The sequence below is a fragment of the Eikenella sp. NML120348 genome, from assembly GCF_001648435.1.
In the GTDB taxonomy this organism is placed as follows: Bacteria; Pseudomonadota; Gammaproteobacteria; order Burkholderiales; family Neisseriaceae; genus Eikenella; species Eikenella exigua.
In genome coordinates this window covers 341,595-353,245 of record NZ_LXSP01000002.1, presented here as the reverse complement: position 1 = coordinate 353,245, position 11,651 = coordinate 341,595, and the positions used below count along the sequence as shown (strand labels likewise).

9 protein-coding genes are annotated in these 11,651 nt (G+C 54.5%); 6 read left to right on the top strand and 3 right to left on the bottom strand.

The features are described from left to right. Nucleotides 1-3: 3 nt before the first annotated feature. The 6 genes from A7P99_RS04940 (at nucleotide 4) to A7P99_RS04915 (ending at nucleotide 7,730) form a co-directional block, all read left to right on the top strand. Nucleotides 4-2,280, top strand: coding sequence for a Tex family protein (locus A7P99_RS04940; RefSeq protein WP_067686690.1), 2,277 nt, complete (start codon nucleotides 4-6; stop codon nucleotides 2,278-2,280). A gap of 73 nt (nucleotides 2,281-2,353) precedes the next feature. Continuing rightward, a complete protein-coding gene (locus A7P99_RS04935; RefSeq protein WP_067448668.1) occupies nucleotides 2,354-3,370 on the top strand; it encodes a hypothetical protein in 1,017 nt (338 codons plus the stop codon). Nucleotides 3,371-3,651: 281 nt separating this feature from the next. Further along, complete coding sequence (locus A7P99_RS04930; RefSeq protein ID WP_067527468.1) at nucleotides 3,652-4,446, top strand: 3'-5' exonuclease; 795 nt, start codon at nucleotides 3,652-3,654, stop codon at nucleotides 4,444-4,446. 127 nt (nucleotides 4,447-4,573) lie between these two features. Continuing rightward, nucleotides 4,574-4,891 carry a hypothetical protein gene (locus A7P99_RS10015; protein ID WP_153705676.1) on the top strand — a complete coding sequence of 106 codons (318 nt, stop codon included), beginning with the start codon at nucleotides 4,574-4,576 and terminating at the stop codon, nucleotides 4,889-4,891. A 209-nt stretch (nucleotides 4,892-5,100) separates the two neighbouring features. Then, a complete protein-coding gene (galU, locus tag A7P99_RS04920; protein WP_067448674.1) occupies nucleotides 5,101-5,985 on the top strand; it encodes a UTP--glucose-1-phosphate uridylyltransferase GalU in 885 nt (294 codons plus the stop codon). Nucleotides 5,986-6,149: 164 nt separating this feature from the next. Further along, complete coding sequence (locus A7P99_RS04915) at nucleotides 6,150-7,730, top strand: inorganic phosphate transporter (RefSeq protein ID WP_067448676.1); 1,581 nt, start codon at nucleotides 6,150-6,152, stop codon at nucleotides 7,728-7,730. A gap of 731 nt (nucleotides 7,731-8,461) precedes the next feature. Here the strand turns inward: A7P99_RS04915 and secB are convergent. The 3 genes from secB to A7P99_RS04900 form a co-directional block, all read right to left on the bottom strand. Next, complete coding sequence (secB, locus tag A7P99_RS04910; RefSeq protein ID WP_067527466.1) at nucleotides 8,462-8,923, bottom strand: protein-export chaperone SecB; 462 nt, start codon at nucleotides 8,921-8,923, stop codon at nucleotides 8,462-8,464. A gap of 153 nt (nucleotides 8,924-9,076) precedes the next feature. After that, nucleotides 9,077-10,504, bottom strand: a complete 1,428-nt coding sequence (gene dacB / locus A7P99_RS04905; protein WP_193563049.1) for a D-alanyl-D-alanine carboxypeptidase/D-alanyl-D-alanine-endopeptidase — start codon at nucleotides 10,502-10,504, stop codon at nucleotides 9,077-9,079. 182 nt (nucleotides 10,505-10,686) lie between these two features. After that, nucleotides 10,687-11,376 carry an OmpA family protein gene (locus A7P99_RS04900; protein ID WP_067440207.1) on the bottom strand — a complete coding sequence of 230 codons (690 nt, stop codon included), beginning with the start codon at nucleotides 11,374-11,376 and terminating at the stop codon, nucleotides 10,687-10,689. Nucleotides 11,377-11,651: the final 275 nt, after the last annotated feature.

The following is an 11,651-nucleotide window of genomic DNA, read 5'->3' as shown; positions in this document are numbered from 1 at the left end:
TTTATGAACATCACCCAAATCCTCTCCCAAGAACTCTCCGCTACCGCCGCGCAAATCACCGCCGCCGTCGAGCTTTTGGACGGCGGCGCGACCGTACCGTTTATCGCCCGCTACCGCAAGGAGGCCACGGGCGGGCTGGACGATACGCAGCTGCGCCAGCTTGCCGAGCGGCTGCAATATCTGCGCGAGTTGGAAGAGCGCAAAGCCGTTGTTTTAAAAAGCATTGAAGAGCAAGGCAAGCTTTCAGACGACCTCAGGGCGCAAATCGAAGCCGCCGACAACAAAACCGCGCTGGAAGACCTGTATCTGCCCTACAAGCCCAAACGCCGCACCAAGGCGCAAATCGCGCGCGAACACGGTTTGCAGCCGCTGGCGGATATGTTGCTTGCCGAGCAGCCACAGGACGTGGAAGCCGCCGCGCAGGGCTACCTGAACGAAAACGTCCCCGACGCCAAAGCCGCGCTGGACGGCGCGCGCGCGATTCTGATGGAACAGTTTGCCGAAGACGCGGAACTCATCGGCACGCTGCGCGACAAGCTGTGGAACGAAGCCGAAATCCACGCGCAAGTCGTTGAAGGCAAAGAAACCGAAGGCGAAAAATTCAGCGATTATTTCGACCACCGCGAACCCGTCCGCGCCATGCCCAGCCACCGCGCACTGGCGGTTTTGCGCGGCCGCAACGAAGGCGTGTTGAACATCGCACTCAAATACCAGCCCGACGACACGCCGATTACGCAGCAAAGCGAATACGAGCAAATCATCGCCCGCCGTTTCAAGGTTTCAGACGGCCACAAATGGCTGCGCGACACCGTGCGCCTGACTTGGCGCGCGAAAATCTTTTTGTCGCTGGAACTCGAAGCCTTAGGCCGTCTGAAAGAAGCCGCCGATACCGATGCGATTACCGTGTTCGCCCGCAATCTCAAAGACTTACTGCTCGCCGCGCCCGCCGGACGACTGACTACTTTGGGCCTAGACCCCGGCTACCGCAACGGCGTGAAATGTGCCGTGGTGGACGACACAGGCAAGCTGCTGGATACCGTTATTGTCTATTTGCATCAAGAAAACAATATGTTGGCAACGCTGTCGCGCCTGATTAAACAACACGGCGTAAAACTCATCGCCATCGGCAACGGCACCGCCAGCCGCGAAACCGACAAAATCGCGGGTGAACTGGTGCGCGGAATGCCGGAAATGGGGCTGCACAAAATCGTCGTTTCCGAAGCCGGCGCATCGATTTATTCCGCGTCCGAATTGGCGGCGCGCGAGTTTCCCGACTTGGACGTTTCCCTGCGCGGCGCGGTGTCCATCGCCCGCAGGCTGCAAGACCCGCTCGCCGAGCTGGTCAAAATCGACCCCAAATCCATCGGCGTGGGGCAGTATCAGCACGACGTGAACCAAAGCCAGCTCGCCAAATCGCTGGACGCGGTGGTCGAAGACTGCGTGAACGCCGTCGGCGTGGACGTGAACACCGCCTCCGCCCCCCTTTTGGCGCGGATTTCCGGTTTGAATCAAACCCTTGCCCAAAACATCGTCGCCTACCGCGATGAAAACGGCGCGTTCGACAGCCGCAAAAAATTGCTGAAAGTGCCGCGTTTGGGCGAAAAAACCTTCGAGCAGGCGGCGGGCTTTTTGCGGATTAACGGCGGCAAAGAGCCGCTGGACGCGAGCGCCGTCCACCCCGAAGCCTACCCCGTTGTCGCCAAAATGCTGGCGCAACAAGGCATTACCGCCGCCGAACTCATCGGCAACCGCGAGCGCGTGAAGCAAATCAAAGCATCCGACTTCACCGACGAACGCTTCGGCCTGCCGACCATTCTGGACATCCTGTCCGAGCTGGAAAAACCCGGCCGCGACCCGCGCGGCGAGTTTCAGACGGCCTCCTTCGCCGAAGGCATCCACGAAATCAGCGACTTGCAAGTCGGCATGATACTCGAAGGCGTGGTTTCCAACGTCGCCAACTTCGGCGCATTCGTAGACATCGGCGTCCATCAAGACGGCTTGGTGCACATCTCCGCCCTGTCCAATAAATTCGTCCAAGACCCGCGTGAAGTGGTGAAAGCCGGCGACGTGGTGAAAGTTAAAGTGCTGGAAGTCGATGCCGCACGCAAACGCATCGCGCTGACCATGCGCTTGGATGACGAAGCCGGTGTGGAAAAACGCGGGCGCAGGCTACCTGAAACCGAAAAACGCGGCACCAACAGCCGTTCCGGCAAACCGCCGCGCGAAAAGCAGCCTGCAAATTCGGCGATGGCGGATGCGTTGGCGAAGTTGAAGCGGTAAACTCAAACAGTGCAGGCTGCTTTTTCAGGCCGTCTGCAAGCCAACGGGCAATATTTTTAAAAGATGGAAAAACATGACCTATCACGAACTCGCGCTGTATGCGTTGCAGCAGTTGGCACGCCCAGCCGGCGCATCAGAAATTTGGGATTTTATCGAACAAAACCGGCTTTACGCCGAACTGGACGGCTACAACCCAGAACAAGGTTTGGCTTCCATCGGCAAAACGCCGTGGGCAACCGTGGGTGCGGCGTTATATGTGGAAGCAAAAAAGCCCGACGGCAAAATCACGTCGCAGGGTAGCCGACCCAAGCTATTCTCCCTGCGGCAGGATATTTCTCACATATCAGGCAGCCTGAAAGCTTTGCCGCTGCCCGAAAACGCCGCCGCCCTGCCGCCTGCCGCCCAAACACAAAAAGCCCGATTCCACGAGCGCGACCTGCATCCGCTGCTGTGCAAGTTTCTGGCGGAGCATCCCGTCTTTGCCGCACAGTCGCGCACCATATTCCACGAAAAAAGCGGCAAAAACCAAAAAGGCGCGGACAAATGGCTCTATCCCGATATGGTGGGCGTACAGTTCGAATATGCCGATTACGAACATGGCAGCCTGCAAGCCTGGATGCGGAAGTTTGACCGCCTGCCGATTAAGATTTTCTCGTTCGAACTCAAAAAATATTTGGATTTCGGCAATTATAAAGAATACTTTTTCCAAGCAGTCAGCAATTCCAGCTGGGCGAACGAAGGCTATTTGGTAGCATTATCCGTGCCGCAGGATGGCGAGTTCCGCGAAGCCTTGCAGAAACTCAGCCAAAGTTTCGGCATCGGCATCATTTTGCTGGACGCAGCCAACCTCAGCCAAAGCGAAATCCTGTCGCCCGCACAGTATAAAAAGCAAATGGATTATGCGGTGATGTATGAATTGGCCGAAAAAAACCGCGATTTTTCCCAGTTCCTGACAACCATCACCGAATACGACCACAAGAACCCTCACCGTTATTTGAGCGAGTTTGATAAAGTACTGGATGATGATGCTATGGCAACATATCTGTTATCAAAAGGGATTTTGTCGGATGGGGAAGACGGAACTATCTAGTGGTGCATAATCACGCTCTCTGTGAAGGCGGATGCGTTGGCGAAGTTGAAATGGTAAGGTGTGTATCAAACAAGAGCGGCAAATTGCTTTGCTGCTCTTGTTTTCAATCCGGCTCCAGATGAACCAATGAAAGACGCTGCCAAAAACGGAAGCGCTACCTTCCACTATCGCGGAGATTTACCCAAGCTGCCGCACAGGCTACCTGAAACCCATCAGCCAACCTTGGCGAAACCCCTGCTTCGTGCCACAATCCATGCCGTCCCCACCCTCAAGCCCCCATCATGACTCCGATTCTCGCCTTCGATATCGAAACCGTTCCCGATGCCAACGGCATCCGCCTGCTGCACGGTCTGCCGGCCGGCACGCCCACTGCCGATGTGGTGGCTTGGGCGCAGCAGCAGCGCCGCGCCACGCACAATGGCAGCGATTTCATGCCCTATCATTTGCAGCAGGTGGTGGCCATTTCCTGCTGTATGCGCTGGGGCAGCGACAAAATCCATGTGGGCACCATCGGCGAAATCGGCGACAGCGAAGAAACCATCATCGCTAAATTTTTTGAGCTGATCGAAAATCATACCCCGCAGTTGGTGAGCTGGAACGGCGGCGGCTTCGACCTACCCGTGCTGCACTACCGCGCCCTGATCCACGGTCTCTCCGCCGCCCGCTATTGGGACACCGGCGAGGGCGATTTCGGCGACAGCCGCGACTTCAAGTGGAACAACTACATCAACCGCTACCACAACCGCCATTGCGACCTGATGGATCTGCTCGCCCTCTACCAGCCCCGCGCCAGCGTGCCTTTAGACGACATGGCCAAGCTGTGCGGCTTCCCCGGCAAGCTGGGCATGGACGGCAGCAAGGTGTGGCAGGCCTTCCACGAAGGCCGCCTGCGCGAAATCCGCAACTACTGCGAAACCGACGCTGCCAACACCTATCTTATGTTCCAACGCTTCCGTTTGATGAGCGGTGCAGCCGATGCCGACGAATACGAAATGGAAATCCGGCGGCTCAAAGGCTACCTGAAAATCCAAGAAGACAAAGTGCATTGGCAGGAGTTCCTGGCCGCATGGCGTTAAGACGCAAACCAAAAGGCTACCTGAATTTCAGGTAGCCTTTATCAAATGATTCCGCAATACACCACAACAGGCCGGCCATTCATGCCAAGCAAAACCACCAGCCTCACCAATCCTTCACGTCCCAAACATGGATTTCCTCCTTGAACTCCTGCTCCGCCTCGTCTTCCTCCCCATAGAGGCGCTGTTTGAGTGGATACTGGAAAACACATTCAGCCGACACCCGAAGCTCGCCTTCGGGCTCCTCTGCCTGTTTACGCCGCTGTGCTTTGCCCTCAGCCGGTGGCACTTCGGCACGCTGGTTTGGTATGCCTGGCTGCTTGCACCGATAGCGGCCATGTTCCTGGCTCTGCCCGTTATCGGCTTGTGGCATGCCGTCAGCTATGTTCGGTTGCGGCACACTCCGCCCGTCACCATCCCGAAAGCTGGCAAACGTCGGAAACGCTGAGCCCAACCGATGCTGTGTCTGCTTAGAACAACAGCAAATGGCTTTCAAGAGGCTACCTGAAAGCGTAAGCTGCAAAAAGCTCAACCGCCGTGCAACGAAGTTTCAACGAAACTGCAATTTCAGCCTCACTTTCAGGTAGCCTTTAAAACATCCTACGTTCAGCCGCTGCTATAATGCGGCATCTTTCCAACCTATACCGAAGCAAAACCATGGGAAATCCCGTTCCAATCAAAAAAGCCGTCTTCCCCGTGGCCGGGATGGGCACGCGCTTTCTGCCCGCCACCAAGGCCAGCCCCAAAGAAATGCTGCCGATTGTGGATAAGCCGCTGATTCAATACGCAGTGGAAGAGGCCGTGGCCGCCGGCTGCACCGAATTGGTGTTCGTTACCGGCCGCAACAAACGCAGCATCGAAGACCATTTCGACAAAGCCTACGAGCTGGAAACCGAGCTGGAGCAACGCCAAAAAACCGCGCTGCTCTCGCATGTGCGCGATATTTTGCCGCCCGACGTTACCTGCCTGTATATCCGCCAGACCGAAGCCTTGGGCTTGGGGCATGCCGTGCTGTGTGCCCGCGCGGCGGTGGGCAACGAACCTTTCGCCGTGATTCTGGCCGACGATTTAATCGACGCGCCGCAGGGCGCGATTGCGCAGATGGCCGAGGTGTACCGCCAAACCGGCAACAGCGTGCTGGGCGTGGAAACCGTTGCACCCTCGCAAACCGGCTCCTACGGCATCGTGGAAGTGTCGCCGTGGCAGCAATATCAGCGTATCCAAAGCATTGTGGAAAAACCGAAGCCGGAAGAAGCGCCGTCTACCCTGGCCGTGGTGGGGCGCTACATCCTCACGCCGCGCATTTTCTCCCTGCTGCAAACCGTAGGGCGCGGGGCGGGCGGCGAAATCCAGCTCACCGACGGCATCGCCAAGCTGTTGGAACACGAACCGGTGCTGGCACACGCTTTTGCGGGCAAACGCTACGACTGCGGCAGCAAGCTGGGCTACCTGGAAGCCACGCTGGCCTACGGGCTGAAACACCCGGAAACGGCGGAAGCGTTCCGCACGCTATTGCAGGAATACAGTCAGGCAAAAGTGTAGCAATCCGCCCATTCTGTATCTCAGGCTACCTGAAGCGCTGCTTTCAGGTAGCCTGTTTTTGCATGCAGCACAAATTGGTTTGGTATAATTGCGCCGTTTGTTCGGCTGCAGCATGAATTGCTGCGGCCGCCGTATTCAACATTTTGTTTGTAAAGATTTTCATCATGGCCGGTTCTTCTGCCTCGCTGCGTTTGAAAAGCGTCAACTTCCTCGGTATGGCCTTGTTGTTCAGCGTGTCCTGCTATTTCATCTATTGGGGGCTGGGCTATATACAACATAACCATTCCGCGCTGTTTATTCTCGCGGCACTGTTCGGCATCTTTATGGCGTTCAATATCGGCGGCAACGATGTGGCCAACTCCTTTGGCACTTCGGTGGGCGCAGGCACGCTGAGCATCCCGCAGGCGCTGGCCGTGGCGGCGGTGTTTGAAGTGAGCGGCGCGATACTGGTTGGCGGCGGCGTTACCGATACCATCCGCAACGGCATCGTGGATTTGAGCAGCATGACACTGGAATCTGTGCAATTTGTCCATATTATGATGGCTGCACTGGCCGCCGCCTCGTTGTGGCTGCTGTTTGCCTCGCAAAAAGGCCTACCAGTGTCCACCACGCATTCCATCATCGGCGGCATCGTGGGAGCAGCGATGGTTTTGGGCTTTTACAACAACGGTTTGGCCGGTTTGAACATGGTGCGCTGGGAAAAAATCGGCGAAATCGCTATTTCCTGGGTGCTCTCGCCACTCTTGGGCGGGGTAACTTCCTATTTGGTGTTTAAAAACATTAAAACCTATATCCTGGGCTACAACGTGGCCTCCAGCCGCCATGTGCAGCGCCTGCGCAAGCAAAAATTGGCCTACAAAAAGGAACACAAAACACGCTTCGAGCAGATGAGCGAATTGCAGCAGATGGCCTACACCGCCACCATCGTGCGCGATGCCCAGCTTTACAACGAAGGCAACTACCAGCCCGAAGAGCTGGTGTCCGACTACTATCGTGGCCTGCACGAAATCGACTGCCGCAAAGACGAAATCAACGCCTTCCGTGCCCTGCGCCTGTGGGTGCCGCTGGTGGGTGCAGTGGGCGGCATGGTGATGGCGGCGATGCTGCTGTTTAAAGGCCTAAAACACCTCAATTTAGGCTTGGGTACGCTGGATAACCTGCTGATTGTCGGCATGGTTGGCGCGGTATTGTGGATGGGCACGTTTGCCTACGCCCGCACCCTGAAAACTGGTGCCAATCTCGACCGCGCCACCTTCATCATGTTCAGCTGGCTGCAAGTGTTTACTGCCTGCTGCTTTGCCTTCAGCCACGGTTCGAACGACATCGCCAACGCCATCGGTCCGTTTGCCGCCATCATGGACGTGCTGCGCAGCGGCACCATCGGCAGCAGCGGCGACATTCCGCCAATTACCATGCTCACCTTTGGTGTATCGCTGGTGGTAGGGCTGTGGTTTATCGGGCGGGAAGTGATTGCCACCGTGGGCGAAAACTTGGCCAAAATGCACCCCTCTTCCGGCTTCGTGGCCGAGCTCTCCGCCGCCACCGTTGTGATGCTGGCCTCCGCGCTGGGGCTGCCCGTATCCAGCACCCACATCCTCGTTGGCGCCGTGCTCGGCATTGGGCTGGTAAACCGCAATGCCAACTGGCGGCTGATGAAGCCGATCGCCTTGGCTTGGGTAATCACCGTGCCGGCCGCCGGCCTGCTGGCATCGATTTGCTTTATTGTGCTAAATGCGGTTTTCTGATTAAAGGCTACCTGAAAAACAGCTTCTATAAGCTTCAGGTAACTTTATTAGTTGTGCTAGGCTACCTGAAAGCGTCAGCCTCAACAGAGTAGAAACATAGCGTAGCAGCGTTTCTGCGAAGCTAAAACTTAATTGGGAAACATCCGCAACCTGCCAGCTATCTTACCGACATCTCTCCGGAAAGAAGGGATAGCCACGCCTGCAGACGAATTTGCCAAAAATCTCTATCTGAGAAAGCTGAAATTTCTCAAATCTTGTTTTGAACAACAGCCGGCCTACCTCCCAGCACTGTAAATACCAAAATAAAAACCCTGCTGCTTAACGATAGCCAAACCGAACAGCTTAAAGAAACAATCAACACCCTGCTGGATGATGTGTTCTACACCATATCGTTAGGATTGGATGGCGAATGTGCGATAGGAAACATTCAACAAACTTATAAAATTTATGACACACAAGACTGCCTCATTTCCGATTGCGGCGAACTGGAAATAAGTACAGGCGATTATTTCAATGACCGTAAATACGAGAAAGAGATAAAACGAATCAGGGGAATAACAGAATGATCTTTAGGCATTCCCTTGAAGATTGGCTTTTGGGCTGCCGGAAGTTCTCAGGTAGCCTTCTAGATGATAAAGAGGCTACCTGAAAAATAAACAGCCTCTTTGTGCAAAACGCAAAACAGGCTATGGCATTTCCTACCATAGCCTGCTTGCCTTATTGACCTCGAATTAAGCGTTGCCAGCAGCCGGAGCATTGGCAGCGGCTTGTTGCTGTTCGTACATGGCTTCGAAGTTGATCGGTATCAATACCACGGGCGGGAAGCCGGCACGGGTGATGCAGGAAGACACAGCTTCGCGGGCATAGGGGTAGAGGATGTTCGGGCAGGCAATGCCGAGCAATACTTTCACATCTTGCTCCGGAATGTTTGCCAAACGGAAAATGCCGCTCTGTGCCACTTCGTTCAGGAACAATACTTTGCCATCAGGCAACTTGGCGGTGACGGTGACGGTAACGGTTACTTCGTGGTGTTCTTCTTCCAGTTTCTTAGAATCGGTGTGTACTTGGATTTCCACGTTCGGAGCATCCTGGCTGAGGAATACTTCCGGTGCGTGCGGCACTTCCAAAGACAAATCTTTTACATACAGTCTTTCTACATTGAAAATCGGTTGCTGTTGTTCTTGTTCGCTCATGGTTTACTCCTGAGAAAGGGGTGAAAAAATCAAAATGGAGATATGGCGGATTGATCCGCTATAAACTTTATTAGGCTACCTGAAAATGCTCTACTTTGCCAGCTTTTCCTTGTGGGATAAGGTATTCGGCAGCTTTCCCGTTGCATTTGCCGATTATTGGGTGGGTACGGTTTGAACGTTATCCAATCTATCGGCATCATGCACAATCCGGCGCACCATGGCGTCCATATCGGGCAGATAGCCGCCGGAACGGTGGCTGTTAATAATCACCACCACGGCCAGCCTGCGTCCATTGGGCGGCAACCAGTAGCCAGCCAGTGCACGCACGTCGCGCAGCGTACCTGTTTTCATGCGCAGCGAGCGGCCGAGCTGGCGAAAGCGGCCACGCAGGGTGCCATCGGTACCGGCTATCGGCAGGGTGTGGATGAAGGTATCGCGGAAAGAGGAGCGGTAGGCTTGAAACAACATGCTGCCGAGAAAACGGGCGGTAAGCCGCTCGCGGCGGGAGAGGCCGGAGCCGTTTTCCAACACCAGCGCTTCATCATCCAATCCGACCGAAACCAACTGCCGCCGCACGGCAGCCTCGGCATTCTGCACGCTGTGTGGTCCGCTTGCCTGGTGGCCAAGCGTGAGAAAAACGCTGCGTGCAATCAGATTGTTGGAATGTTTGTTCATATTGGTCAGCACTTCGCCTAACGGTTTGGAAAAGTGCGTGGCCAAGATGCGGCTGTTGCTAGGGGCAGCTCCCCGACCAAAACCATAGAGACCACCTAAGCCCTGGGCAAGCCAATAGCCGCGAAAACTTTCTTCGGCAAAGCGAGGGGCATCGAACAAATTGATGAACATTTTCTCGCCCAAACATGCAGCAGGCAGGCGACCGCGGAATACCAACACGCCGTTTTCAAATTTGGCGGAAACATGATTGGAAAGTTTGCCGCAGCGGCCATCGGTTTCGGTAAGTTGGCTGAGGTCGGTTTGGATGCCGTAGAGTGGCGGATTGAGTAAAAAAGCAGGCTGCCCTGCTTCATTACGGGCGGCAGTAATCCAAAGGGCTTTGTAGGCAATCATATGGGGATCAGGCGGCACAACGAAGCTTTCATCTGCATCGTTTTCAAAACCTTCTGCACTAGTAAGTCCACCCCAAACGCGCCGATCCAACACCACTTTACCATTTAACGACACAATGCCCTGCCGCACCAACTGCTGCTGCATATCCACTAGATCTGGCTGATCGAAAGCAGGGTCACCGCTGCCCACCCAATATAAATCGCCTTGCAGTGCGCCATTAGCTACTGTGCCGCTGCTGCGCCATTGGGTTTGCCAGCGGTAATCACCGCCCAATCCACGCAAGGCGGCGAAGGTGGTTACCAATTTCATGGTGGAGGCGGGATTCATAGAAACATCGACTCGATGTGCAAACAACACTTCACCGCTGTCGAGGTCTTGCACATAAACGGCAGCCTCTTCCGGCTGGATACGTCCGAAATCGATGGCAAAGGCTACCTGAAAATAAAAGGATAAAGCAAATGCCAACAGCAGGCGGAAGTGGTGTGTGCAGAGGAGTAGAAGTTTTTCCAGCATAATATTATTTTTAATAAAATATTTTCCAGCAGACAAATTTTGCTCCATCCCACCTGCATTAGCAATGGGAAATTGTTGGCAAGCAGCTATTTCTGCATTCCCCTAGTTACGAGTAATGCATATAAAAAACCGGACTTTGTATAAAGTCCGGTTTTCAGTATTAAATGCTAATTGGATAACGATTACTGAGCAGGTTGCTCAACCAAAGTACGGATGCGAACGTCTACACGACGATCCGGCTCGATACATGCAATCAGAGCACTGCGTTTGCGGGCAGCAGAAACACGACGACCCAAGTTGCGAACTTCTTGCTGACACTGCTCGGTCATCTTAGCTTGAGATTCACCCAAACCAACAGCAGAGATTTTCTCAGCCGGTACGCCACGGCCAACTAGGTACTCGCTAACAGTGTTAGCACGACGCTCAGACAGGCGTTGGTTGTAGGCATCGCTACCCATGAAGTCGGTGTTACCCTCAACACGTACAGATTGTACGTTGCTGCCGGTCAAGCGCTGAGCCAGCTCATCCAAAGTAGTGCGAGCCTCGGGACGCAGGTTGAATTTGTCAAAACCAAACAGGAAGTTGGATGACAAGGACACCAGTTCTTCACGTACTTGCGGTTCGGTAGGAGGAGCTTCTGGCTGACGGTCGCCACACTCTACCAGACCCAAGCGATCCACTTCAGCGTTCAAGAAGCTGTTTTCCCAGCATTCGTGAGCACCTTTAGGCTCATAGTTGGAACGAACTACTTCGCGAGACTGCTCGCTGATAGTGTAGCCATATTTTTCATTATTGAAGCTGCTGTCCGCCATGGCGGCACCGGAAGCAACCAAGGCCAAGAACAAAGCGCCTAATTTAAGCTGTTTGGTCATGTTATTCCCTCATCAAAAAGTTTGTTATGCGTAGACCTGGGAAGCTTTACAGCATACCGGTCTTCACAAAAATCACCATATACGGACCGCCCAGATACTGCGGTAATCCAAATATACTCGGGGTATCACTATAAAAAACCGTGCCCGAACTGTCAATAAGGAATTGGCTACCCGCCGCACGGGCGCCCCCGTTTCCTACGTACCCAATCATGCCCAAAATTACCCTTACTGTCAGCAGTATAATGGCAAAAGAAAGGGTTATTTCTCTGTAAGTT

Bases quoted from the DNA above. Each gene is read 5' to 3' on its own strand.
- A7P99_RS04915 (WP_067448676.1), top strand. From the start codon at position 6,150: ATGGCCGGTTCTTCTGCCTCGCTGCGTTTGAAAAGCGTCAACTTCCTC.
- galU (WP_067448674.1), top strand. From the start codon at position 5,101: ATGGGAAATCCCGTTCCAATCAAAAAAGCCGTCTTCCCCGTGGCCGGG.
- A7P99_RS04900 (WP_067440207.1), bottom strand. From the start codon at position 11,376: ATGACCAAACAGCTTAAATTAGGCGCTTTGTTCTTGGCCTTGGTTGCT.
- dacB (WP_193563049.1), bottom strand. From the start codon at position 10,504: ATGCTGGAAAAACTTCTACTCCTCTGCACACACCACTTCCGCCTGCTG.
- A7P99_RS04930 (WP_067527468.1), top strand. From the start codon at position 3,652: ATGACTCCGATTCTCGCCTTCGATATCGAAACCGTTCCCGATGCCAAC.
- A7P99_RS04940 (WP_067686690.1), top strand. From the start codon at position 4: ATGAACATCACCCAAATCCTCTCCCAAGAACTCTCCGCTACCGCCGCG.
- A7P99_RS10015 (WP_153705676.1), top strand. From the start codon at position 4,574: ATGGATTTCCTCCTTGAACTCCTGCTCCGCCTCGTCTTCCTCCCCATA.
- A7P99_RS04935 (WP_067448668.1), top strand. From the start codon at position 2,354: ATGACCTATCACGAACTCGCGCTGTATGCGTTGCAGCAGTTGGCACGC.
- secB (WP_067527466.1), bottom strand. From the start codon at position 8,923: ATGAGCGAACAAGAACAACAGCAACCGATTTTCAATGTAGAAAGACTG.